Here is a 23,060-nt window from a genome sequence, read left to right as displayed (position 1 = left end):
CCCGAGTTCACCCCCACGCCGCACGGCCCGGACCGAAACCCCCGCACGCGAGGCCGGACGAAAGGCGCACAGCGATGGCTCTGCCCTCCCTCCACCGACCGTACGGACCACCCGGAGGCGAGCGCCTCGGTCGACTCCCTGGGCCCTCCGGCCTCGACCGGCTCGCCTCCGGGGCCCCGCGCCCCGGCCCGGCCGCCGCCCGGGCGGTGCCGGCGAAGCTGCGCGTGGACGCGGTGTTCGCCGCCTCCGAGCCGGTCACCGACGCGGTGGCGCACACGGCCGGCAGCGGCCGGGACATGCCGTCCATACCCGACCGGGCGGTGGCGCCGGCGGCGCGCAGCTGACCACCCCGCCCGGCGCGCCGGGCCCGCACGGCTCGACCACGACCCCGCCGTACCGCGGGCGGTTCCGCGGCATCACCGGCGTCTCCACCCCCGTACCGGCACGGCGCGGCATCCGCCCCGCCCCGGACCGGGACCATCCCCCCACTCCTGCGAAGGATCTCCATGCACCGCATCACCCCTGTCTCCGGATCGGCCGCCGACCCGTCCTGGACCAGCCGGCCCAAGCCCGGCTCGCAGGAGCGGGTCGGCTGATCCGCACGCGCCGGGCTCCCCGCACGCCCCCGCCGTCCCGATCCCCGGTAGATTCACCGCCGGTGCGGGAAGTCCGTGCCCGACGGCGGTCCGTCATCCGTACGGGTTCCGGGTCGCCGCGTTCACCGTTCGGCCGGGGGCATTCGTGGTGTGGTCGCTCATCCGCCGGGTGCGGTCGAGGTCCGCGCTGCCGGTCCCGGGGCGGTGCGGGCCGGACCGGCATGTCCTGGCCACGGAGCGGCTGTTGCTGTTCACGCCGCGCCACCGGCTCGACGTGGCGGCGGTGCTCGCCGCGAGCGCGGACGCCGAGGCGCAGCGCTGGCTCGGCACCCGGGCGGACCAGGTACTGCCCGACCCGGCCGGCCGGCGCTCGCTGCTCGCGTGGCGGCCCGCCGGGGACGACGGCCGCAGGCTGCCGCGGCAGCTGGCCGTGCCGTATGTCCCGGACCGCAGCGGGGCGTTGCTGCTGGTCTGCGTCCGCAGCTCCGACCTGAGCTATGCCGGAGGGCTCGAACTCGACCCGGACCGGGGCGAGATGGGCGGCTGGCTGGCGCCGGGCTGCCGTGGCCAGGGGCTGGGCGCGGAGCTGTTCGGCGCCGGCCTGGTCCTCGCCCACACCCACGCCGGACTGGCCCGGATCCGGGCCGGCGCCGAACCGGGGAACGCCGCGAGCCTGGGCGCCCTGGTCCGCGCCGGTTTTGTGCCGGACACCGGGCCGCCCCGGCACACCCTGCCCGACGGCCGGGTGGTGGACGCGGTCTGGGTACGGCACGACAGCACGGCGGTCCGCCACTGCCGCTGACCGGCACCTGCCGCCGAGCAACCGGAGACAACCGCCCCCGCCGGCAGGAGCAGCCGCCTCCTCAACGACAACCAACCGCCCTCTCAGCGAGAACACCCATCCTCCTCGACCACGGAGACCCGACGTGACAGACACCGGATTCAGCCCGGACCGGATCGACACCAGCAAGCCGCACTCCGCCCGCATGTACGACTGGTTCCTGGACGGCAAGGACCACTACCCGGTGGACACCGAGGCGGCGGAGCAGGTGCTGGCGTTCTACCCGGGCGCCAAGGACACGGCCTGGGCCAACCGCGAGTTCATGCACCGGGCCGCCCGCTTCGTCGCCCGCCAGGGCGTCGACCAGTTCCTGGACGTGGGCACCGGCATCCCCACCGAGCCGAACCTGCACCAGGTCGTCCAGTCCGTCGTGCCGGCCGCCCGGGTGGTGTACGCGGACAACGACCCGATCGTGCTGCGGCACGCCGAGGCCCTGCTCCAGGGCACCCCGGAGGGCCGTACCGCCTATGTGCACGCCGATGTCCGCGAGCCGGAGCAGATCGTGGCGTTCGCCCGCGAGCATCTGGACCTGACCCGGCCCGTGGGGCTGTCGCTGGTCGCGCTGCTGCCGTTCGTGACGGACGAGCACGACCCGTGGGGTGTCGTACGCACGCTGCTGGACCCGCTGCCGTCGGGCAGCTACCTGATGCTGTCCCACGGCGGCTCGGACCTGTTCGACCCGGAGGTGTGGGAGCGGATCGACGCCGTGTACCGCTCCGGGGGCACCCCGGTGCGGTTGCGGTCGCACGCCGAGGTTCTGCGGTTCTTCGACGGTCTGGAGCTGTGCGAGCCGGGTGTCGTCCCGGCCACCGACTGGCACCCGGAGCCGGACATGCGGATCCGCGTGCAGCAGCCGCTGTACGGGGGCGTGGCCCGCAAGCCCTGACCGCCGGTCCGGCGGCACTTCACCCGGGCGGCGCAGCGGGTGCGTCGGGGGCCTGGCGCCGCCCGGCCACCCGCTGCCGGTCCGGCCAGCGCACGTCGTAGGCCCAGCCGAGGCGTTCGAACCAACGGATCAGCCGGGCGCTCGCGTCCAGTTGGCCGGTGAGCACACCGTGCCGGGCGCTGGTGGGGTCGGCGTGGTGGAGGTTGTGCCAGGACTCGCCGAAGGACAGCGGCGCCAGCCACCAGACGTTGCCCGAGCGGTCCCGGCTGCGGAAGGGCCGGGCGCCGGTGACATGGCAGATGGAGTTGACCGACCAGGTCACATGGTGCACCAGGCAGATGCGGACCAGCCCGGCCCAGAAGAACGCGGTGAGCGCGCCCTGCCAGGACCGGGTCAGTACGGCCCCGAGCAGGGCCGGCAGGGCGATCGAGGCGAGGACCAGCAGCCCGAACCGCCGGGAGATCAGCATCAGCGCGCGGTCCCGGACGAGGTCGGGGGCGTACTGCCGGGGTGAGGCGTGATCGGTCTCGAAGAGCCAGCCGACATGGGCGTAGAACATGCCCTTGGCGAGGGCGCGGGGTGTGCGGCCGTAGCGCCAGGGCGAGTGCGGGTCGCCGTCCCGGTCGGAGAACTTGTGGTGCTTGCGGTGGTCGGCCACCCAGGTGATCAGCGGGCCCTGCACAGCCAGGCTGCCGGCGAGGGCGAGCGCGATCCTGAGCGGCCTGCGCGCCTTGAACGAGCCGTGGGTGAAGTGCCGGTGGAAGCCGACCGTGATGCCGAGCCCGCTGACCAGGTAGCAGACGACGGCGAGCACGAGGTCGACCGGGCCGAGCCCGTGCCGCCAGGCCAGCGGCACGGCGGCGAGCAGGGCGAGGAAGGGTACGGCGACGAAGACGCCGACCATCAGCTGCTCACCGGTGGGCCAGGAGCGTGTGCCGCCTGCCAGGGAGGTGGATTCCGAGGACATGGATACCTTTTCCGGGATCGGGTCTACTGGTCGGCGGCGGTGAAGGCGAGGACGGCGTTCTGGCCGCCGAAGCCGAAGGAGTTGCTGAGGGCGGCTCGTATCCGGTGCGGGCGCGGGGCCTTGGCGACGACGTCGAGGTCCATCGCGGGGTCGGGTGTGTCCAGGTTGGCCGTGGGCGGGATCAGCTGATGGCGCAGGGTCAGCACCGTGCAGGCGGCCTCGATGGCGCCGGCGCCGCCGATGGCGTGCCCGATGGCGCCCTTGACCGCGGTGACCGGTGGCGGCCGGCGGAAGACCTGGTGCAGCGCGTTGTGCTCGGCCGCGTCTCCCTGCGGGGTGGCGGTGCCGTGCGCGTTGACGTGGTCGATGTCCTCGGCGGCGAGTCCGGCGTCGGCGAGGGCGCCGCGGATGGCGTGGGCGGCGCCGTCGCCGCCGGGGTGCGGGGCGGTGAAGTGGTGGGCGTCGCAGGAGGCGCCGAACCCGGCGAGCAGGGCGGCGGGGCGTGCGCCGCGGGCGCGGGCGTCCGCGGTGCGCTCCAGGACGAGCACGGCCGCGCCCTCGCCGAGGACGAAACCGTCGCGGTCGCGGTCGAACGGGCGGGAGGCGCTCTCCGGGCTGTCGGAGCGGCGGGACAAAGCACGCATCTGGGCGAAGCAGGCGGCGGTCATCCGCAGCCGGGCCGACTCGCTGCCGCCGGCCAGGACCAGGTCGCAGTGGCCGGACAGCAGCCAGTCGCGGGCGACGCCGATCGCACTGGTGCCGGAGGCGCAGGCGGTGCTGACGACCATGTTGGGGCCGCGGGCGCCGAGGTCGAGGGCGATCTCGGCGGCGGCCATGTTGGGGACGCTGCGCGGCAGGGCCAGCGGTGAGACGCGTTCGGGTGTGTGCTCGGCGAGCCGGTCGAACTCGGCCTGCCAGCTCTGCATGGACCCGGTGCCCACGCCCATCACCACGCCGACGCGCGTGTCGTCCCAGGTGTCCGGGGTGAGCCCGGCGTCGGCGGCGGCCTCCCGGGCGGCGAGCAGCGCGAAGGTGGTGAACCGGTCCAGTCGGCGGGCCAGCCGGTGGCCGAGTGCTCCGGTCGCGTCCAGCTCGGGCACCTGGCAGGAGAACGCCACGGGCAGCCCGGCCAGGGCGGGGTCGGCGGTGGCGGTGGAGAGCCCGGCGCACAGCCCGGCCCAGGCCGCCTCGCGGCCGACGCCCGCCGGGGTGACCAGTCCCAGTCCGGTGACGGCGACGGGGGCGCGCCCCGCGCGGCGTTGTGCTGTCACGAGCTGCATGGACCGTGATTATTCGGGCTCCCGGTGCCGGTCCCGGGCCGCCACAACTCGATCGGTCCAGACGGAGGGCGCGCTGCCACCCGGATGCGCGAATCTCGCTGACGAACGGTCAGTGCCGGTCGGCGCTGTCCGGGTGGATTCTGTGTCCCGTCCGAGCGTGTTGCGGTCGGTGATACTGCGTGGGGTCCCCGGGCCGCCCGGCTCTGCGTACGGAGAGCCGGGCGGCTGGTGGGGGCGTCAGAAGCCCACGGCTCCCCAGGAGTGAGCGGTGTAGTCACCCGGCCCGAATTCCCAGCCGGCCATGACGCTGTTGAGGTAGTGGTCCTGGGTGTAGAAGCCCCTGTTCAGACCGTAGTGGAAGAACGGGGTGAGGCTGCCGGACCACCAGCCGGACCTGTTCCTGTCCAGGAAACTGAGGGTGTGGCCGCCGTTGCTCCAGGTGTACTCGTAGATGTCCCAGCTGCGGCCGCCCAGGCTGACGTTGGTCGCGGCCGGGACCGCGTTGCCGTTCGCGTCGTAGTGGTCGGCCAGCGGCTTGGCGTTGTACCAGTTGAGCCAGATCATCAGCTCGGTCTTGGAGTTGCGGTCGGTCGGCGCGGGGTAGGGGTCGATGAAGATGTCGTACGTGGCGTCGTAGTACGAGCCGGACTTCGGGTAGGCCGACTGGCTGAACCAGGTGGTGTTGTTGGGGCTGACGTCGCGGATCTTCTTGGGGAGTGTGGTCACCGGGGACGTCCAGCCCCAGTCCTTGCCGTTGACCATGGCGACGAAGCCGGTGCCGGTGGAGGAGTTCACGCCCCAGTTGTTGTCGTCGCTGTACCACGTCGAGGCGTTGCCGCCGGTCGCGTAGTACTTGAACCAGTACGTCGAAGACGCTGCCGCTGCCGAGTTCGGCAGGGCGCAGACGAGAGCGAGAGCCGCAAGAAGCGCGGCCCAGCCGATACGGAATTTCATCAGCCCTCCGGAATGTGTGCTGGGTGGGGGATCACACAGGAGGGGAGAAATCGGTCGTCCTGCCGTGGGGGCAGGGCTACGTCGGTCTCCCCCTCGGGACGGCGGGTGCGGAGCGAGGCGGCCGGGAGCCGAACCTCACCGGGGATCGCCGTAGACGACTCCGCGGCCGTTGGTCCCGAAGTAGACGCGGCCGAAGACCCGGGGGTCTCCGGTCATGGTGTTGCCGGTCCAGGCGTACTGGTGGCGGTCGTCGTTGATGCGGGTCCAGCTCCGGCCCGCGTCGTCGGACCGGAAGATGCCGCGCACTCCGCGGATCTTGGAGCTGGTGTACACGGCGGGGTACGTGGCGCCGGGTGCGGCCCTGCCGAATCCGACGACGTCGCCCTCGTCCACCGCGTCGAACCTGGTGAAGGACGTTCCGGAGTCGGTCGAGCGCCACAGCCCGTACGGTGTGGGGGTGGTTGGCTTGTCGGTGCCGCCGGCCAGCCAGATGTCGCCCTCGTGGCCCGGTACCGGCTTGAACCGGACGTTCCCCGCGGTGGGCAGACCGGTCGCCGCCGTGGCCGTGAAGCTCTTGCCGCCGTCCGTGCTGACGTAGAAGACGCCGGAGTCGTAGGCGTAGAACGTCGCCGGGTTCACCCGGTCGGAGCGTACGGGGGCCCCGGCCGGCAGCCCCTTCGAAGCCGTCCAGGTCGCTCCGTGGTCGTCGGACCAGCTGACCGGCGCTCCGGCCGGGGACCAGACGATCCGCCTGCCGTCGGCGCTGATGGCGACGGCCTGGTCATCGGCTCCGGGCCCGGTGACGCCGGACGGCTCACTGCGCGACGGCGTCCAGGTGCCGCCGCTGTCGGTGGAGATGGCGAAATGCTGGGTCCAGCCGCTGGTGGGGTTGCCGACCCGCACGATGGTGTGCGGCGCCAGCTCCGCGAAGTCCAGGGCCGGGGTGCCGCCGAAGGTCGGGCTGTCGTACATCTTCGGCGCCCTGCGGAGATCCGTGTGCCGGAAGCCGCCGACATCGCCCACGCCGGAGAAGACGTGCGCGGGGCCCACGGGCGGGCTGATCACACACGTGACGGCGGTTTCCTCCAGCCCCCGGGCCCGCACGGAGAGGTGCACCGTGCCGCCGCGGTCCCAGTCGGTCAGGTTGTCCGAGCCGTAGATGGTGGCGCCGGTCCCGTACAGGAAGCGGTCGGAGTCGAAGGGGTCGATCTGCACCGACTCCATCATCCAGCCCAGCTTGGGAGCCATCTCCGGCAGCGACGGCGAGGCGTTCCAGGTCAGCCAGGGGGCGTCGGAGATGTCGATGTCGTAGCGCAGGGTGCGCTCGGAGTTCGCGCCCAGGTCCCATATGCGGGTCCAGCTCGCGCCGCCGTCGGTGGAGCGGAACAGGAGGCAGTCGGGGTACCACTTGACCTGGGTGGACACCATCAGGGTGGCCGGGTTCTGCCGGTCGATGGTCAGACCGCTGTATCCGTACTGGTCGTCGTCGCTGGTGGACGGGACCGGGCTGATGCGGGTCCAGGTGTCGGTGGCGGTGTCCAGCTTCCACACGTCGCCCTTGGACCCGTCGTACGGGCCGGCGGTGTTGCTGGTCGCCAGGTACAGATAGCCGCCGACGTGGTCGAAGACCGCGTGGTGCGGGATGAAGCCGGTGGGCTGCCCGGGGACGCGTTCCCAGGTCGCGCCCGCGTCGGTCGACCGGTACAGGATGTTGTCCTTGTCGGCGACGGTGACGTAGATGGTCCGGGTGGCCCTGCCCGCTCTGCCGGTGCGCCTGTCGAAGACGACCTGGAGCACGCCCAGGTTGTCGCCGTTGTAGCCGTCGGGGTCGGTGGGGTCGATGACGAAGTTGCCCGCGTTGGGGAAGCTCGTCACCTTCGCGAAGGACTTGCCGTAGTCGGTGCTGCGCCACAGCCCGTGGCCCCCGCGCACTCCCAGGTAGAGGATCCTGTTGCGGTTCGGGTCGATGACCAGCCGCTCGCCGATGCCCCGGCCGGGCATGTTGCCACCCAGCCGGAACGGAAGGGGAGTCGTCTTCCAGGTGCGGCCGCGGTCGGTCGAGCGCAGGATCGCCGCCATGCTCGGGTCCCATTCGGGCATGGTGTAGGTGCCCGCCGCCAGGTAGACGCGGTCCGGGTCGACCTCGTCGGTGGCGATGCTGATGATGCCGGTGTGTCCGTACTCGTCCCAGCCGATCCAGTCGGTGAGCGGGATCCACCGCTGGGATGCCCTGTCGAGCCGGTAGGCGCCGCCGATGTCGGTACGGGCGTACACCAGTCCGGGTTCGCGCTGGTTGAAGACGATGCCGGGGACGAAACCGCCGCCGACTATTTCCGCGTTGCGGAAGGTGTAGGGCGTGTGTCCGACCTTCCCTGACGCACGGGTGGACGCGGCGGAGGCGGTGGAAGGGGCGAGCACAGGGAGAGCGGCCGCGGCCGTGCCGACGGCCAGCAGTCCTCGCCGGGAGAGGCGCGGGGCAGGGTGCATGGCGGGTCCTGGCCTTTCGGGTGCGGGTCCGTAGGTGCGGCGCTTCGCTTTCGTGGTCCGACCGGCGGGCGGCCGACGCCGAGTCGTCCGGTGGCCTGACGTCGGGAGGGGCGGAAGCAATGCGAATCGATGCGCTTCGACGTTCGGTGACAGTAGGACCGCGCAACCGGACGCGACAACGGTCCGTTAGGTAACGTTCCGGTAACTGACCTGTTCGAATCGACTGAAGACAGGGTCTCTCACGTGGCGTTTCCACACCTGAGCTGCGCCTTTCCGGCGACGCCCATGCTGAACAAGGGGGTTTTGAAAACTGAACTACATGTCGATTGACCCCCGACGCAGGGCCATGCGGTGTCGAAGCGCTTCGACACGGGAGAGCACCCGAACCCCCTCCCTCACAGTCGTCAGTCGCCGGTCATCAGACCCGCCGCCAGCGTGGCACCCAGCTCCCAGCAGGCCTCCGTGTCGGCCTTGCCGGGCTCGCCGGTGACGGTCACCGGTTCGGCCGCGCGCCGCCAGCCGAGTCCGGTGGTGACGGACTCGATGGCGCGGACGGCACCCGTGACGTCGTTGCCGCCGTGGACGTAGTAGCCGAAGGGGCGGCCCCGGGTCGCGTCCAGACAGGGGTAGTAGATCTGGTCGAAGAAGTGCTTCAGCGCGCCGGACATGTAGCCGAGGTTCGCCGGCGTGCCGAGCAGGTAGCCGTCGGCCTCGAGCACATCGGAGGCGGTGGCGGCGAGGGCCGCCCGCCGCAGCACGCGCACCCCCTCGATCTCCGGGGCCGTCGCACCGGAGACGACGGACTCGAACAGGGTCTGGCAGTTGGGCGACGGGGTGTGATGGACGATCAGCAAGGTAGGCACGTCCAGCACCCTGCCGTGCGGCCGCCGCTCGCCGCAAACCCCGCCCGTTATTGCCTCCTCGGTCGTCCGTGCCCTCGGCTACAGTGTCCGGCCGGACCAAGGGGAGGAAAAGGTGCAGGTCAAGGTGGGGATCGTACGGAGGACCGCGGTGTGCGCGGCGGCGGGGACGGCGTTGCTCGCGGCGGTGTTGAGCGGCTGCGCCGACTCGGACGGCGCGGGCCGCCCGGGTGCCTCGACCTCGGCGGGCACCGTGAAGGCGACGGCGAAGGCGGCGAGCGGGGGCACGATCGGCGCCGCCGGAAGCGCCTGCGAACTCCCCGTCCGCTTCGAGATCGCCCGGCACTGGAAGGCCAAGTCCGTCGACTCCGGGGCGGAGTCGTCGAAGGCGTCGAAGGGCTCGGACGGATCCGGCGGCGACCCGGGCGGGGCGCTCGCCGAAGCCCTGCTGCGGCAGGGGCCGGTCACCGCCGCCTGCGAGGTCGACGCCAAGCCGGCCGGCAACATCGGCTTCCTGCGGGTGTGGACCGGCAAGCCCGGCTCCTCCGACCCGGGCCGTGTGCTGCGGGAGTTCGTCGCCGCGGAGGAGAACGTGAGCAAGGAGAAGTACCACTCCTTCACGACCGGCGGCGGGGTCTCCGGCGTGGAGGTCGAGTACCTCTACACCAGCAAGCTCCTGGACGAGACGAAGAAGGAGTGCGCGTTCGCGGTGAGCACGCCGGACGGCCCGGTCGTCCTGCACCTCGGCGGCATGGACACCGAGGAGCACGAGGCGATGCGGCCGGCGTACGACCTGGCCAAGCAGACCCTCGAGCTCGGCTGAGGGCCGCAACCGGTGTGCCGGCGCTCAGTCCTGCGTCAGTAGCGCAGGCGCCGGGCCCGCAGGAACATGAACAGCCCTGACAGGCCCAGCAGTGTGCCGACGGCCGCGGGCCAGAGGTGGGCTGCGCTCCGGCCGGGCGTGGCCGGGCGCGGTGCGGCGGAGACGGGGGTCAGGGCGTCGGTCACGGGCGCGGCACCGGCGCCGGAGCCCGCCGCGGGGGTGGCCGCGGCCGTGAGGGCGGCGGGGTCCGGGCGGCCGCAGACACGGCCCGTGTTGATGCAGTCGACGATCTTCCGCATCAGGTCCGGGGCGAAGACGGCGATGAAGTCGCTGTGGTCGGTGACGGGCTTGTGCAGCTGGTCGGGGAAGGAATCCACCGCGAACAGCGGGACCGTACGGCCGCCGTCCCGCAGGCTCGGCGCGCGCACGTCGTAGACGATGCGCTGCACCAGTTGCGGGATGGCGCGGAATCCGGCCGGGCAGGATCCGTCGGCGTCGGTGAAGGCCACATGGGTGCGGTGGTCGGCGCTGTCGGTGTTGCGGCCGTCCCAGCAGCTCTGAAAGCGGAACGCGCGGACGACGTCGCTGCCGGACGGGCACAGCGGGTACTTGTCCGTCAGCTGCCGGTCCTCGTAACCGGTGCAGCTCCACGAGGCGTTGGCGTTGCCGGGGCCGTTGACCAGGGCCTTGGCGTCGCCGGTGATGATGCGGAGGAAGCGCGGCATGGCCGTGACCCTGCCGACCGGGCTGCCCACGAACGTGAGCGTCACCTGCTTGGGCGTGAGGATCCTGCCCGCGTTGCCCTCCGTGCCCCCGCCCGGGGCGTCGGCGTCCCGCTCCCGTGTGCCGTCCTGGAGGCGCAGCACCGGCCAGTAGTACGAGGACCTGTCCCCCTGGTCGGCGCAGCTCGTGCGAGCCTTGGCCAGGTCGGCGTCGCTCGCGAAGGCGTTGTTGCCCTGGTTGCCGATGTAGTCGTGGACGTGGTGGGCCCCATCGGACACGCCGGGGGCGACGATGAGGTTGTCGGAGTTGAACAGTCCCTCCGCGTCGGCCCCGCAGTCGGAGCTGAAGCTGCCGCGCGAGGCCCCGGGTCGGAGGGCCGGGTTCGGCGCGGCGGGTGGTACGGCGGTGATGTCGGCGTAGTCGGAGACGACGGGGCCGTTGCCGGCCTGGCCCGCGCCGCTGCGGCCCTCGGCGGCCACGGCGGGGACTGTGGGGGCGTTCACCGCGGCGAGAGCTGCTCCGCCGAGCAGCAGGGCGAGCGCCGCGAGGGTCGTGCGCCGGGGACCGGTCGGGCGTCTGGGCCGGTTGCGTGCCAAGGTGGGCCTCTGTGTCTGATCACTGCTCGTTGGCATGGAGCGCCCCCGTGTCATACGCGGCGCGGGGCCGACGTGTTCAACGGAATCGCGCATTCAGCGGATTCTCACAGGAAAACACGGGCATCGCTTCTTCCCCGTCGAACATCGCGGCGAACATCACAAATACGTATCGGACATTCCACGCCTCAACCTTCACAGGGGGTACACACGTTGGCTAGGTTGACGCGGAGGCCGCCCGGCTGACCACCGGGTGCCCGCCGTCCAACTGCCTTGCGGGGCAAGGAAGGAGCACGTCTTCCATGGCGCCGGAGAGTCGCGACGAGGTGCGGCGGCGGGTCGCTTCGCTGTACGACCAGGCCGAGAACGCGACCGGTAACTACAACGCCACCCGTGCCTTGTCGGCCCGGACGCGCTCACGGGCGGTTCCGCCGGCCGGGCGGGCGGGGCGGACCGCCGATCCCGTGCTCGACCAGGTGGCCCGGCAGTGGTTCGAGGCGGCACGCGCCCAACTCGGCCCGACCGTCCCCGCGGTGCTGCCGGCCGACCGGCTCCCGCCCCGCCCGGCCGCACCCCCGCGCGCCCTCGGCCAGTCCGGCGGGGCTCCCGGAACCGGGGAGGAGCCCCTGCGGGCCGCGCTCCCGGCCCCCGCCCTGGAGCGAGCCGCGGGGCGCCCGATGGCCGAGCTGCCCCCGGCACCGACACCGGACACGCCCAGTCGCCCGCCGGCCACCACCACGTCCGACGCGATCAGCCTCCCCCCGGCCAGCCTCACACTGGACACGACCAGCCGTACCCCAGCCGCCCTCGCACCGGACACGACCAGCCTCATGCCGGCCGCCCTCGCACCGGACACGACCAGCCCTATGCCGGCCGTCAGCGCGGCCCCCGGATACCCGGCGCTGACCGGCCCATCCGGCCCACCCCCGGCGCTGCTCCAGCCCCAACTGCCCACCGCTGCCGGGACAGCTGCACAGACATCGCCGTACCTCCCCGACCTCACGGCACCGCTGCCGGTCGCTTCCGGCCCGGCCCCGCTGTCGGCGCCGTCCGGACTCGACTGGTCGGTCGTCGGTCCGGGCCCCGACACAGCGGAACGCACGACAGGCTGGCCCGCCCCCGTTCTCGACACTGCCGCGCCCATGGACTGGCCCGCAACGGACTTCGGCACCACGGCTCCGCCGGAGCCGCCGGTTCCCGGTACCGGAGCGGCCGAAGCCGTCGGCCTCGGCGCGCTGGAAGGAACCCCTCTGGGAGCCGGCCCGGCGGCGGGCGGGGACGGCGCCATGGAAACGGCCGTGCTTCCCGTGACCGGTGCGGCCGGAGCAGCGGCGCCGGGGCCCTGGACCCTGCCCGGGGTCGCCGCGCCGGGGCGCGCCGCGCCCACCGTGACCAAGGCGGAGAACCTGCGCAGATTCACCGCAGCCCGCGATCTGCTCGCCCGGGCTGCCGAGCAGCCGGCCCGGACCGCAGGCGCCGGTACGACGGCCGCGCCGGTCGTCGGCCCACGGGCCGCCAAGGCCATCGCGTTCGCCCGGGCGCAGCTCGGCAAGCCCTGCGTCTGGGGTGCGACCGGGCCGGACTCCTACGACTGCTCCAGCCTGACCCAGGCCGCATGGAAGGCCGCCGGTGTCACCCTGCCGCGCGCCGCGCACCAGCAGGCGCTCGCCGGTGCCCCGGTCACGCTCGACGCGATCGAACCCGGTGATCTCGTGCTGTTCTTCGACGACGACCGGCACGTGGGTCTGTACACCGGCGACGGCATGATGGTGCACGCACCGGGCCCGGGGTCGTCGATCCGCGAGGAGTCGGTCCTCGGCGCCGGGGAGACGGCGATCCACCGGATCGTCAGGCCCGCCTAGGGGCACTCGCGACCCGGACACCCACCATAAGGCCGCACTGGACAAGTCATAAGATGCCCTTATGAGGTCATAGACCGGACCCGCGTACCAACTTAGGTCTGCCTTAGTTTAGGCTTCCCGATCGAGTCGCCTGTTCACGCTCGAAGGGAACCTGATCATGCCGCGCCCCCTGCGGGTAGCCATCGTCGGAGCCGGCCCCGCCGGGATCTACGCCGCCGACGCCCTGCTCAAGTCCGAGGTGGCCGCCGACCCCGGTGTGTCCATCGACCTCTTCGAGCGGATGCCCGCCCCGTTCGGCCTGATCCGCTACGGCGTCGCGCCCGACCACCCGCGCATCAAGGGCATCATCACCGCCCTGCACCAGGTCCTGGACAAGCCGCAGATCCGGCTGTTCGGCAACGTCGACTACCCGACGGACATCAACCTGGACGACCTCCGCGCCTTCTACGACGCGGTGATCTTCTCCACCGGCGCCATGGCCGACCGGGCGCTGCCGATACCCGGCGTCGACCTGGAGGGTTCCTACGGCGCCGCCGACTTCGTCTCCTGGTACGACGGCCACCCGGACGTGCCGCGCACCTGGCCGCTGGAGGCCGAGAAGGTCGCCGTGCTCGGCGTCGGCAACGTCGCCCTGGACGTGGCCCGCATCCTCGCCAAGACGGCGGACGAGCTGCTGCCGACGGAGATCCCGCCGAACGTCTACGAGGGTCTGAAGGCCAACAAGGCGCGGGAGATCCATGTCTTCGGCCGCCGTGGCCCGGCGCAGGCCAAGTTCAGCCCGATGGAGCTGCGCGAGCTGGACCACTCGCCGAACATCGAGGTCATCGTCGACCCCGAGGACATCGACTACGACAAGGGCTCGATCGAGACCCGGCGCGGCAACAAGCAGGCCGACATGGTCGCCAAGACCCTGGAGAACTGGGCGATCCGCGACGCCGGCGACCGCCCGCACAAGCTGTTCCTGCACTTCTTCGAGTCCCCCGCGGAGATCCTCGGCGAGGACGGCAAGGTGGTCGGTCTGCGCACCGAGCGCACCGCCCTCGACGGCACCGGCAACGTCAAGGGCACCGGCGTCTTCAAGGACTGGGACGTCACCGCCGTCTACCGCGCGGTCGGCTACCTCTCCGAGAAGCTGCCCAAGCTCCCCTGGGACATCGAGTCCGGCACCGTCCCGGACGAGGGCGGCCGGGTGATCGAGGAGAGCGGCAGCCACCTCCAGTCCACCTATGTCACCGGCTGGATCCGGCGCGGACCGATCGGCCTGATCGGGCACACCAAGGGCGACGCCAACGAGACGGTGGCCAATCTGCTGGACGACCACGCGAACGGCCGGCTGCACACCCCCTCGGCACCCGAGCCGGAGGCCGTGGACGCCTTCCTCGCCGAGCGGAACGTCCGCTTCACCACCTGGGAGGGCTGGTACAAGCTGGACGCCGCCGAGCGCGCGCTGGGCGAGCCGCAGGGCCGCGAGCGCGTGAAGATCGTCGAGCGCGAGGACATGCTGCGGGAGAGCGGGGCGTAAGTCCTCGGCCGACGGATCGGCAGCCCGCTGGACCAGCGGATCGCCGAATCCGTGGGGCCCGGGTGAGGGTCGGCGCATCAGCGCCGGCCCCCACCCGCCGTTCAGGGCCCACCAGCCTTCAGACCCCGGCCGTCCGACCCAGCCGTTCACGCCTCGGCGGCCCGGGCGAACAGTTCGTGCAGGGGGACCGGGGGCAGCAGGCGAAGGAAGGGGCCCCACAGCCGCTTGCCCACCGCCGCCGCCAGATGGCTGGTCAGCTTCCCCCTCTCCACCGGGAGATGGGGGGCGTCCAGGACGTCCCAGGTGTCGTGGGCGAACGCCGTGCGGCCGGCCCGGGGCCGTCGGCCGGTCTGCACCGCCCCCACAGCGACCAGCTCGGCCTGTGCCGCCTTGTGCCGGGCGGCCGTCCAGCCGTTCCAGAGGCGGACGTTGCGGTCCGTGGGGCGGGCGAGCGCGTGCAGCTGGAGGTGGAGCGCGGCCGCGTCCGGGCTCACCCCGAGTCTGCCGGCCGTGCTCGCGACGAGGTCGGGGACGCTGAGCGCCGGGTTGGCCTCGTACCCGCCGACCGGGACGGGGGTCGCCATGGCGCGGGCCGCCATCCGGGCCGTCCCGTCGAGCACGGCACGGGTCTGCTCCAGGGAGCGCCGCAGCGAACCCAAGCCGGCCCGGTCGCACAGGTCCAGGGCCCGGGCCACGCGCTCCTGGTCGGTGAGGGCGGCCGGGCGGAGGAAGACGTCGCCGGTCGGTACGGCGACGACGAACAGCCCGTCGTCCACCGCCGTCGACACCTCGGTGACCCCGTCGTGCAACGGCCTCGGGCAGGGCAGCACCGTGCCCTCGTAGGGCCGGAACGCCGGGTCGTCGGCGGCCGCCCGGGCCGCTGCGCGGTCCCCGGTCAGCCCGATCAGCGTGCCCGGGTCGGCGAGCCGCGCCCGCAGTGCCTCGTGCAGCCGCAGCGCGCCCTGGGCGACGGGGTCGCCGACCGGTCGCTCGGTCAGCGCCCAGGCGATCACGGAGAGGGCCTGGACGTGGGTGGCGGACGTGCCCCAGGACCACTCCCCCACCGTCCCGTCCGCGAGCACCGGGTGCAGGGCGAGGGCGCCGGTGCGGGTGCCGACCAGCGCGCAGCCCCGCTCCGCCACGGGCGGCCGTCCTTCCGGGAGGCTGCGCGCCCAGTCGGCGGACAGCCCGAGGTCGGTCTCCAGCGCGGCGGCCAGCGCCTCGTCCGCGTACGGCCGGGTGCCGACCAGCTCGGCCCAGACCGAGGCCATGCGCTCGGCGGCCCGGTTCATGCCCTGCGGTGTCCACAGCTCGGCCGGGTCGTCCGGTATGCCGGCGGCCAGCACCGCGCGCCGGCCGTCGACGCCCAGCTTGTACCGGAAGTCGCCGTACTCGGCGGCGATGGCCTTGTTCGCCTTGTAGGGGGCGGAGCGCAGCATCTTCTGGTGGTCGTCGTGCCGGTCGCGCTGCGGGAAGCCGCCGAGGGCGAGGGCGGCGATGGAGCGGCGTACCCCGGTGCGCCAGCAGAAGACCGCCAGGGCCTCCTCCGTCAGCGGGAGCGGTCCGTGGTGCTCGGCCAGTTCCACGAAGCGGGCGAGGCGCGCGGCGTCGTCCCGGCCGATCGTGACGGTGCGCTCCTCCTCGGTCCGTGCGGGGGCGGGTTCGTCGGCCGGCTGCACGAAGCGGGAGAGTCCGCCCCGGGCGGGGCCGGCCGCCGCGCGCGGCACCGCGGCCACCTCCTCCTGGGGTGCCCGGCCGGTGCGCCAGACGGTTCCCGGCGCGGCGAACAGCTGCCCGCTCCAGGTGCGCAGCAGCGCGGTCAGGGCTGCCCGCTGCTCGTCGGGGGTGGTCTCGACGGCGGCCCGCCAGGCGACCGCGTCGATGCCGCCGAGCAGCGTCTGCCACTCCGCCGGCCGGGAGGGCGGGGCCAGGCTGCGGGTCTCGTCGTCGACGTCGCCGCGCAGGAAGCGGCCGTCGGCGGCGACGGCGGTGAGGGTGCCGGGGTGCCGCTCGGGCCGGTAGGCCTCGTATGCGCGCAGCTCGGGCAGGAGCCCGGACAGGGCGGGGACGAGGACGGTGTCGGGGATGTCGGCGGGCAGGTGCACCACGGGGCCGGCCCGCATGATGCCGACGCGCCGGGACAGGTCCTGACGGCGCCGCAGGACGTCCGCCGCGAGCCGGGCGGCGCGCGCCACGCCGTCGCGGATGCGGGGGTCGCCGACCCCGGGCAGCAGCCGGGTGACGCGGGTGCGCAGCCGGTCCTCGTCGGGGGAGTCGAGGGCGGCGTCGAGCAGGGCGCGCACGGTGGTCTCGTCGACCGTGCGCAGGGTCTTGGAGGAGGCCTCGTCGCGTGGGGTGAGGAAGTGCCAGTAGGCGGGCGGGGGCATCGGCCCGGCGTGCTCGCCGAGGGTGGGCGGGTGGTCGCGGTCCCGCTCGGCCGGCGGCGCGAAGCCCTGGACCTGCCAGAGCGGTGAGTTGTCCGAGGCCGCGTGGCAGCGGACGGTCGTGTCGCCGACGGTCACGGTCTGCTCGCCGCCCGCCGGGAGGGCGAGGATTCCCCAGGGGCGCCGGCCGAGGCGGCGGCTGCGGTAGCGGGCGGTGCGGCCGTCGACGGACTCCAGCAGGAAGTCGGTGGGGGACGGGCCTCGGTAGGGGGTGCGGTTGAGGATCCGGCAGCCGACCAGCCGTCCGGACTGGCCCAGCGGGGAGTCGGGGGCGTCCTCGGGGAGCGCCGCGAGGTACTGGCCGTCCTCGAACTCCTCCATGCCGGGCGGGACTTCGCGGTCACGGTGGAACGCGGGCAGGTCGGGGCCGCCCAGCGGGGCGCCGGTCACGGGGTCGTACGGCGTCCAGCGGCCGCGGGAGTGGAAGACCTCGGCGCTGTAGAAGCGGTGGCCGTCGCTCATCTGGAGTTCGTGGTCGCCGATGCCCTCGCGTCCGCCGGGACGCAGCACCCGCTCCCCGTCGAACCGGCCGGTCCCGTCCAGGGTTTCGAACTGGTAGCCGAACGCGCCGTCGGTCAGTCCGCCGTACGGCTGGAGGCCGAGGACGTGCTGCGGGGTGAAGACCTCGTCCGGGCGGTCGGCCCAGAACGCCCTCTGGGAGCTGACCGAGTACCGGCCTCCGGTCCGCCAGCTGACGAGGAACGCCCCGCCGACGTAGTGGACGGCGTGCGAGGTCGCCTCGTCCGGCACCTGGTAGGTGCAGCTCGCGCGCGTGCCCGCGGGCCCGACCGCCACCGCGCGCCCGCCGTCGAAGACGGTGAGGACGGGCCAGGTGCAGGTGACGCGCAGGGTGTCGGCCCGGTCGAAGCCGGCGACGGCCGCCTCCAGGGCGGGCCAGACGAGTTCCTCGGGCAGTCCGGCGCGCAGGGCGCGGGCCAGCGGGCCGGTGAGGTCCAGAGCGGCCAGCGCCTCCTCGATGCCCTCCAGCGCGGTGGCCGTGGGCCGGTCGAGGAGCCCGGCCAGTTCCGTCACCGCCTCGTCGGCGGCGGCCAGGCCACCGCCGCGGAGCGCGCCGAGCAGGCTTTCGACACGGGTGTGCACCTCGGCCGCGATGCCGGCGTTCCGCGGGAGGCGGGTGATCGCCGTACCGGTGCCGCGCAGTCCCTCGTGGACGGTGCCTTCCAGGCGGCGGCCGAAGACCGGGTGGGCGGCCAGTGCCCTGAGGTCGCGGCGGGAACGGTCGCCCCAGAAGGTCAGCCGTACGGCGTCGCCCGGGTCGTGGACAACGATGCCTTCGGCGAGGCAGGCGTCCAGCAGGTCGGCGTCCAGGCCCGGGTGGCGGTACCGGTCCTCGTGGATCCGCACCGGGGTGCCGGCGGCTCGCAGCCGGGGTGCGAAGCGGGTGACGATCTCGAAGAGTTCGGCCGGCATGGGCTGGCGGGCCACGCCGCCGTAGGGCACCTTCCGGTGGGCGTAGCTGCGCGTGTACCGGGCGAGCCAGCCCGCGAGGCCGTCCTCGGGCACCAGGTGGCCGGCCGCGGCGGCGTCCACGACGCCCCCGCGCAGCAGCAGCCGTAGCCAGGCGGCCGCGTCGGTGCGGGAGTCCGGGAACAGGTCGAGCAACGCTGCCTGTACGTCCGGGCCTTGGGGGTGGTCGGCCAGCGGCGCGGTCGCGGCCTCCAGCAGCGCGTCCGGGACGGCCTTGCCCCGGGCGCCGGCGAGAACGCTCCCGAGGACGCGGGCGTCCTCGTCCATGCCGAGCCCGGCGGCCCGGGCGGACGCCCTGATGCGGCGGGCGAGGTCGGCGGGCAGCTCTCCCGAGGAGTCCGCCCAGGCGGTGAGCACGCGCACATACTCCGCGTGTGCCTCGGCGGGCGGCAGCTGCCCGGCCAGCCAGCGCTGATGCTCGCTCAGTTCCTTCACCGGCAGGCCGCCTCGGGAGGCGCACAGCAGTGCGTTGGCCCGCCGCCAGTCCGGGTCGACGGGCAGCGCGTGTTCCTGCTCCGCCTTGCGGGCCAGGCTGTAGGCCTTGGCGGCGGCGCGGCCGGGGTAGCCCAGCAGACGGTGTGCCACCGTGTCCCAGAACCAGGGCAGATGGGCGGCCGGCAGCCGGCCCGCCCGCCGCCGCAGCGTCTCCAGGCAGCGGCCCATCTTCGGATACGCCGAGGCCACGGCCGCGGTCACCTCGTCGAGCAGCGCTCCGGCGGCGGGCGCGGCGCCGGGGTCGTGGGAGGTGACCCACAGGACGTAGGTCGCCGACCGGTGGGACTCCGTGGGCAGCAGGGCGTGAGTGAGCATGCGACCGATCTTGGCACGTGGGTACGACAACCGGTCACGGGCCTGTGGACAACCGGGGAAGCCCCGGACGCGGCCCCCCGGCACACCCCGGGAAAGGTCGGGGTCGTCCCCACCGGGGCCCGCGCCATGCCCCGGCCGCCCATCCGTCACATCCGGTCAGTGGCGGGCGAGTTCGCGGCTTCCCACCACGGCCAGGACCGCCGTCAGCAGCGTGAGCGCGGCCGTCTGGCCGAGGCCGCCGCCGACGTACACGGCGGGCAGGTCGAGCCCGAGCCACGGATACAGGGCGGTGACGCGGACGGCCAGGAGCAGCAGGCCGAGCGCCGCGAGCGCGAGGGCCACGCCCGGCCCGCCCGGTTCGGTCCGGCGGGCGCGCCACAGCAGCCAGCCGAGCGCCCCGACGACGAAGCAGTTGGCGGGCGCCCAGGCCAGGTCGGCCGCGGCGGCCGGCAGCACCACCTGGGAGGCGCCCATCACCACGCACGTCGCCATGAGCACGAGCCCGGGCGAGCCCACCGGCAGCCGGGCCGGGGGCGCGTCCCGGTGGTGGGCGGCGCACAGCGCCAGGACCGGCAGCCAGGTGAAGAGCAGATAGGTGAAGGTGAACGCCGGCATCGAGAGGAAGGCGATACCCAGCACCGAGCCGAGCAGCGGCCACAGCGTCGGCAGCGCGGCCACGGCGGCGCAGATCCGGGCGAGGCGGCGGCGGTCGTACAGCAGGGCGAAGTAGGCGGCCGCCCAGCCCAGCGGCAGGATCCACTGCGCGGCGGCGACGGCCGCGGCGAGCGGGCCGTGGTCCGTGAACTCCGCCAGGAACATCTGCCGCTCCGCGCTGCCGCGGGTGAACGACCAGGTCAGCTGGAGGACCGGCGTGACGACCGCGGAGGCCGCCTGGAGCAGCACGGCCCACAGCACGAAGACGCGGACGGACGAGCCGAGGAGGGCGTAGCCGCGCGGCGCGCCGGGGGCGCCCAGCCGGCACCGTACGGCGAGGGCCGCGATGCTCGCCATCTCGCCGAGCGTGGGCCGGCTCTGGTCCTGGGTGTCCCGGTCGAGGTCGCCCAGGTAGGTCTCGACCATCTCCTCCTCGCGCTCCCTGCGGTAGTAGGCGGGGAGCAGGCGCAGGACGGTGCGGTAGCGGGATTCCAGCAGGGTGGTCATGCGTAGCCTCCCGCGAGTCCGGGTGCCGTGGGGGGTTCGTGGCCCGCCGGGGTGCCGGGAGCGGGGCGGGCCGCGGTGCCGGTGCGGCGGCCCTCGGCGATGCGCCGCTTGGCGGCACCGGCACCGGCGGCCATCCGTTCGGCCTCGGCGTCGAGTGCGGTGACGCCGTCGTCGGTGAGCCGGTAGTAGCGGCGCAGCCGGCCCTGCTGGACCTCTTCCCGGTCCAGCACGATCAGGCCGTCGGCGGTGAGCCGGTCCAGCACGCCGTACAGGGTGCCGACCCGCAACTGCACTTCGCCGTCGGACAGTTCCTCGACCTCGCGCAGGATGCCGTAGCCGTGCCGCGGCTGGTCGGCGAGCGCCGTGAGGACGAAGAACGCCGCCCGGGTCATGCTCTTCGCTGTCATACGGCCAGGATATATCGGCCGCCGATATATATCGAGCGATTCACTCGTGCGGGTCGCCGAAGGGGGACACGCCCGTGAGCGGACGGGGCGCGGAACGGGATCCGCCCGTGAGCGGACGGGCCGCGGAACGGGATCCGCCCCTGAGCGGATGGACGGGCGGACCCCGTTCGCCGGACCATTGTGGGCGGCGTGCCGGGGCCGGACCACGGGTGTGCGGCGGTCGACCGGGGCGTTCACCGCGCACTCCGGACGCGCGCCGCACACCCCGTGCGCGGGTCCGCCCGCGCGTGTCGCGCGGCGCGCCGCCCCCCGCCTTCGGTCCGGGCGGCCGAGCGGTGATACTGGGAGGTACACCCGCCCCCATCAGCAGATTGGCTCATGTCGAACTCCGCCACCGACCACGCCACCCTTCCGCAGACCCTCTGGGCGGCCCGGGGCCGCCACACCGGTCCCGACCCGGACGACGTCGTACGCCGCACCCTGCGCCGGCACAAGGAGAGCGGGGACATCGACGACTTCGCCGAGCCGCCGGCGCCCGAGGGGGCGACCGGCCGGATCTTCGAGGCCCGATGGCGGGCCGGCGGCACGGTGACGGTCCGGGCCCGGCTCTTCCTGGAACCCCGCCGGGCCAGGCCGCAGGGGCACGAGTGGCGGCTCGTCGCGGAGGCGGAGCGCCCCTGGGACGACGCATGGCCATCCCCCGCGACGCTGTTCTGGCCCGAGGGCGGCCCCGCCGAGGGGGCCGACGGCTCCTGGGACCACCACGCCACGGCCGTCGGCGTGCGCTTCCGCCAGGTCAACCCGCTGCCCGCGGACGACAAGGAGATGAAGCGGCGGCTGCGGGACGCGGCCCGCGAGGCCTGGTGCGTCAACCTCGTCGTGCACGAGGCGATGACCCCGGACGAGCAGGGCAGGCTGCCGCTGGCCCGGCTGCTGCCGCCCGGCCTGCGCCACCGGGTGATCGAGCACCGCGCGGCCCCGCACCAGTTCCGGGCCGTCAACTGGGCGCTGAAGGACCTCGGCGTCGAGGTGCCGCGCGGCGGGGCCGTACTGCTGCCACCGGACCCGGCACCGGACGGCTACGACGGCGGGGACCACCGCGTGCGCACCGTCTTCCTGGACGGCTCCGTGCCGGAGGAACTCCTCGCGGCGCTGCGGCACTTCGTGGCCGTGCCCCGCCCCCTGCCCCAGGACGCCGCGGCCGCGCTGACGGATCTGCGTGACCACTGGACCCTGATGACCCTCCAGGAGGAGCTGGAGCGCGAACGGCGGCGGGTCACGATGTACGCCGAGGCGCTGGAGGCGATGACGAAGTCCCGGGACCTGTACAAGGAGGCCGCCGAGCAGGCCCTGGAGGCGCTGGCCGCCTACCGGGACGTCCCGCCCGCCGCGCTGCCGCAGCAGCGGCCCGCCGTCAAGGCACCCGCCGCGCTCCAGCAGCTGACGCGCACGTTCGAGCGGCTGCGGTTCGGCGGCCGGGGCAAGGCCGACGCCGAGGACACCGGCACCGCCGGCGGAACCGGCACCGGTCACGACCTGCCGTCGTAGGACGTCCGCCCGCCGGGAAAACGCCTGCCGGACCGACGGTGCGGGCGGCACCATGGTGCGATGGAAACCGTGTTCACCGGCATCACCGGTGCTCCGAAGGCCCCGGCCGTGGCCGTCGTCGTCGATGTGATGCGCGCGTTCACCGTGGCGGCCTGGGCGTTCCGGCGCGGCGCCGAGCGGATCGTGTTCGCGGGCAGCCAACAGGAGGCGCTGGAGTTGAAGGCCCGTCACCCGGGGTGGCTCGCCTTCCAGGACGGGGAGCCGGTGCCGGGGTTCGACCTCGCCAACTCACCCGCCCGGCTGCGCTCGCTGGATGTGCGAGGCCGCACGGTGGTGCAGAAGACCACCGCCGGGACCGCCGGAGCGCTCGCGGTGGCGGACGCCGGGCTGCTGCTGTGCGCGAGTTTCGTGGTGGCCGGGGCGACCGCCGAACTGCTGCGGCGCGCCCGGCCGGAGTCGGTGACCTTCGTCGTCACCGGGGACGGCGGGCAGGCGGCGGAGGATCTGGCCTGCGCCCAGTACATCGCCGAGCGCGTCCGCACGGCCGGCGCCACCGACCCGGCCCCCTATCTCGACCGGGCCCGGCGCTCCGACGCCGCCGCCCGGCTGGCCGACTGGGTGCGGCGCGGCTCGGCAGGTGTCCATCCCGAGGACGTGGGGCTGTGCCTGGAGGCGGACACCTTTCCGTTCGCCATGGCGGCCTCCCGGACGGACGGCCACCTCGTGCTGCGGCCCGTGGCCGTCGGCGGGCCGGATCACCCTCGGGAGTGAGTCATTCGCCGTCGGCGGGCCGGGCCACCCTCGGAGT

At 73.7% G+C, this 23,060-nt stretch carries 16 protein-coding genes and 1 pseudogene; 8 read left to right on the top strand and 9 right to left on the bottom strand.

Annotation, left to right across the window (positions count from 1 at the left end):
* Window positions 1–74 precede the first annotated feature (74 nt).
* The 3 genes from ACZ5CZ_RS10145 (at window position 75) to ACZ5CZ_RS10135 (ending at window position 2,323) form a co-directional block, all read left to right on the top strand.
* On the top strand, window positions 75–344 hold the full coding sequence (locus ACZ5CZ_RS10145; protein ID WP_468941064.1) for a hypothetical protein: 270 nt from the start codon (window positions 75–77) through the stop codon (window positions 342–344).
* 397 nt (window positions 345–741) lie between these two features.
* Window positions 742–1,398, top strand: coding sequence for a GNAT family N-acetyltransferase (locus tag ACZ5CZ_RS10140; protein WP_468941062.1), 657 nt, complete (start codon window positions 742–744; stop codon window positions 1,396–1,398).
* 124 nt (window positions 1,399–1,522) lie between these two features.
* Window positions 1,523–2,323, top strand: coding sequence for an SAM-dependent methyltransferase (locus ACZ5CZ_RS10135; protein WP_385842582.1), 801 nt, complete (start codon window positions 1,523–1,525; stop codon window positions 2,321–2,323).
* Between the two features lie 19 nt (window positions 2,324–2,342).
* Here the strand turns inward: ACZ5CZ_RS10135 and ACZ5CZ_RS10130 are convergent, their stop codons facing one another.
* The 5 genes from ACZ5CZ_RS10130 to ACZ5CZ_RS10110 form a co-directional block, all read right to left on the bottom strand.
* Window positions 2,343–3,290: an acyl-CoA desaturase gene (locus ACZ5CZ_RS10130; protein ID WP_468941058.1), complete on the bottom strand. Its 948-nt coding sequence runs from the start codon at window positions 3,288–3,290 to the stop codon at window positions 2,343–2,345.
* A gap of 23 nt (window positions 3,291–3,313) precedes the next feature.
* A complete protein-coding gene (locus tag ACZ5CZ_RS10125; RefSeq protein ID WP_468941056.1) occupies window positions 3,314–4,570 on the bottom strand; it encodes a beta-ketoacyl-[acyl-carrier-protein] synthase family protein in 1,257 nt (418 codons plus the stop codon).
* Between the two features lie 237 nt (window positions 4,571–4,807).
* Complete coding sequence (locus ACZ5CZ_RS10120; protein WP_385842579.1) at window positions 4,808–5,524, bottom strand: GH12 family glycosyl hydrolase domain-containing protein; 717 nt, start codon at window positions 5,522–5,524, stop codon at window positions 4,808–4,810.
* Between the two features lie 135 nt (window positions 5,525–5,659).
* Window positions 5,660–8,011, bottom strand: coding sequence for a WD40/YVTN/BNR-like repeat-containing protein (locus ACZ5CZ_RS10115; protein WP_468941052.1), 2,352 nt, complete (start codon window positions 8,009–8,011; stop codon window positions 5,660–5,662).
* 404 nt (window positions 8,012–8,415) lie between these two features.
* Window positions 8,416–8,874 (bottom strand): flavodoxin family protein, encoded by a 459-nt coding sequence (locus tag ACZ5CZ_RS10110; protein ID WP_467541626.1) that lies wholly within the window; start codon window positions 8,872–8,874, stop codon window positions 8,416–8,418.
* A gap of 112 nt (window positions 8,875–8,986) precedes the next feature.
* Between ACZ5CZ_RS10110 and ACZ5CZ_RS10105 the strand changes: the two genes are divergently transcribed.
* On the top strand, window positions 8,987–9,694 hold the full coding sequence (locus ACZ5CZ_RS10105) for a lipoprotein (protein ID WP_468941048.1): 708 nt from the start codon (window positions 8,987–8,989) through the stop codon (window positions 9,692–9,694).
* Between the two features lie 35 nt (window positions 9,695–9,729).
* On the opposite strand, the pseudogene ACZ5CZ_RS10100 reads toward ACZ5CZ_RS10105, so the two are convergent.
* Window positions 9,730–10,875, bottom strand: a pseudogene (locus ACZ5CZ_RS10100) (DUF1996 domain-containing protein); the annotation flags it as partial.
* Between the two features lie 437 nt (window positions 10,876–11,312).
* On the opposite strand from ACZ5CZ_RS10100, the gene ACZ5CZ_RS10095 reads away from it, so the two are divergent.
* Together ACZ5CZ_RS10095 and ACZ5CZ_RS10090 are read left to right on the top strand one after the other, a co-directional pair.
* Window positions 11,313–12,872, top strand: coding sequence for a C40 family peptidase (locus ACZ5CZ_RS10095; RefSeq protein ID WP_468941045.1), 1,560 nt, complete (start codon window positions 11,313–11,315; stop codon window positions 12,870–12,872).
* A 157-nt stretch (window positions 12,873–13,029) separates the two neighbouring features.
* Entirely contained in the window at window positions 13,030–14,394 is a 1,365-nt protein-coding gene (locus tag ACZ5CZ_RS10090) for an FAD-dependent oxidoreductase (RefSeq protein ID WP_468941042.1), read from the top strand.
* Window positions 14,395–14,540: 146 nt separating this feature from the next.
* On the opposite strand, the gene ACZ5CZ_RS10085 is transcribed toward ACZ5CZ_RS10090, so the two are convergent.
* The 3 genes from ACZ5CZ_RS10085 to ACZ5CZ_RS10075 form a co-directional block, all read right to left on the bottom strand.
* Window positions 14,541–19,136 (bottom strand): hypothetical protein, encoded by a 4,596-nt coding sequence (locus ACZ5CZ_RS10085; RefSeq protein ID WP_468941039.1) that lies wholly within the window; start codon window positions 19,134–19,136, stop codon window positions 14,541–14,543.
* Between the two features lie 156 nt (window positions 19,137–19,292).
* The gene (locus ACZ5CZ_RS10080; RefSeq protein ID WP_468941037.1) at window positions 19,293–20,297 is read right to left on the bottom strand and encodes a hypothetical protein; all 1,005 of its coding nucleotides are present in this window, start codon (window positions 20,295–20,297) and stop codon (window positions 19,293–19,295) included.
* Complete coding sequence (locus ACZ5CZ_RS10075) at window positions 20,294–20,689, bottom strand: PadR family transcriptional regulator (protein ID WP_385842793.1); 396 nt, start codon at window positions 20,687–20,689, stop codon at window positions 20,294–20,296. The genes ACZ5CZ_RS10080 and ACZ5CZ_RS10075 overlap by 4 nt, the downstream gene beginning before the upstream one ends.
* A 393-nt stretch (window positions 20,690–21,082) precedes the next feature.
* Between ACZ5CZ_RS10075 and ACZ5CZ_RS10070 the strand changes: the two genes are divergently transcribed.
* Window positions 21,083–22,252 (top strand): hypothetical protein, encoded by a 1,170-nt coding sequence (locus ACZ5CZ_RS10070; RefSeq protein ID WP_468941034.1) that lies wholly within the window; start codon window positions 21,083–21,085, stop codon window positions 22,250–22,252.
* 60 nt (window positions 22,253–22,312) lie between these two features.
* Window positions 22,313–23,023: a 2-phosphosulfolactate phosphatase gene (locus ACZ5CZ_RS10065; protein ID WP_468941031.1), complete on the top strand. Its 711-nt coding sequence runs from the start codon at window positions 22,313–22,315 to the stop codon at window positions 23,021–23,023.
* Window positions 23,024–23,060 lie beyond the last annotated feature (37 nt).

The organism is Streptomyces sp. NPDC031418 (genome assembly GCF_055581605.1).
This window is presented reverse-complemented; position numbering and strand designations above follow the sequence as displayed.

Excerpts from the sequence above, each read along its gene's own strand:
- ACZ5CZ_RS10075 (WP_385842793.1), bottom strand. The coding sequence starts at position 20,689 with ATGACCCGGGCGGCGTTCTTCGTCCTCACGGCGCTCGCCGACCAGCCG.
- ACZ5CZ_RS10145 (WP_468941064.1), top strand. The coding sequence starts at position 75 with ATGGCTCTGCCCTCCCTCCACCGACCGTACGGACCACCCGGAGGCGAG.
- ACZ5CZ_RS10070 (WP_468941034.1), top strand. The coding sequence starts at position 21,083 with ATGTCGAACTCCGCCACCGACCACGCCACCCTTCCGCAGACCCTCTGG.
- ACZ5CZ_RS10115 (WP_468941052.1), bottom strand. The coding sequence starts at position 8,011 with ATGCACCCTGCCCCGCGCCTCTCCCGGCGAGGACTGCTGGCCGTCGGC.
- ACZ5CZ_RS10125 (WP_468941056.1), bottom strand. The coding sequence starts at position 4,570 with ATGCAGCTCGTGACAGCACAACGCCGCGCGGGGCGCGCCCCCGTCGCC.
- ACZ5CZ_RS10095 (WP_468941045.1), top strand. The coding sequence starts at position 11,313 with ATGGCGCCGGAGAGTCGCGACGAGGTGCGGCGGCGGGTCGCTTCGCTG.
- ACZ5CZ_RS10085 (WP_468941039.1), bottom strand. The coding sequence starts at position 19,136 with ATGCTCACTCACGCCCTGCTGCCCACGGAGTCCCACCGGTCGGCGACC.
- ACZ5CZ_RS10065 (WP_468941031.1), top strand. The coding sequence starts at position 22,313 with ATGGAAACCGTGTTCACCGGCATCACCGGTGCTCCGAAGGCCCCGGCC.
- ACZ5CZ_RS10120 (WP_385842579.1), bottom strand. The coding sequence starts at position 5,524 with ATGAAATTCCGTATCGGCTGGGCCGCGCTTCTTGCGGCTCTCGCTCTC.
- ACZ5CZ_RS10090 (WP_468941042.1), top strand. The coding sequence starts at position 13,030 with ATGCCGCGCCCCCTGCGGGTAGCCATCGTCGGAGCCGGCCCCGCCGGG.
- ACZ5CZ_RS10080 (WP_468941037.1), bottom strand. The coding sequence starts at position 20,297 with ATGACCACCCTGCTGGAATCCCGCTACCGCACCGTCCTGCGCCTGCTC.
- ACZ5CZ_RS10130 (WP_468941058.1), bottom strand. The coding sequence starts at position 3,290 with ATGTCCTCGGAATCCACCTCCCTGGCAGGCGGCACACGCTCCTGGCCC.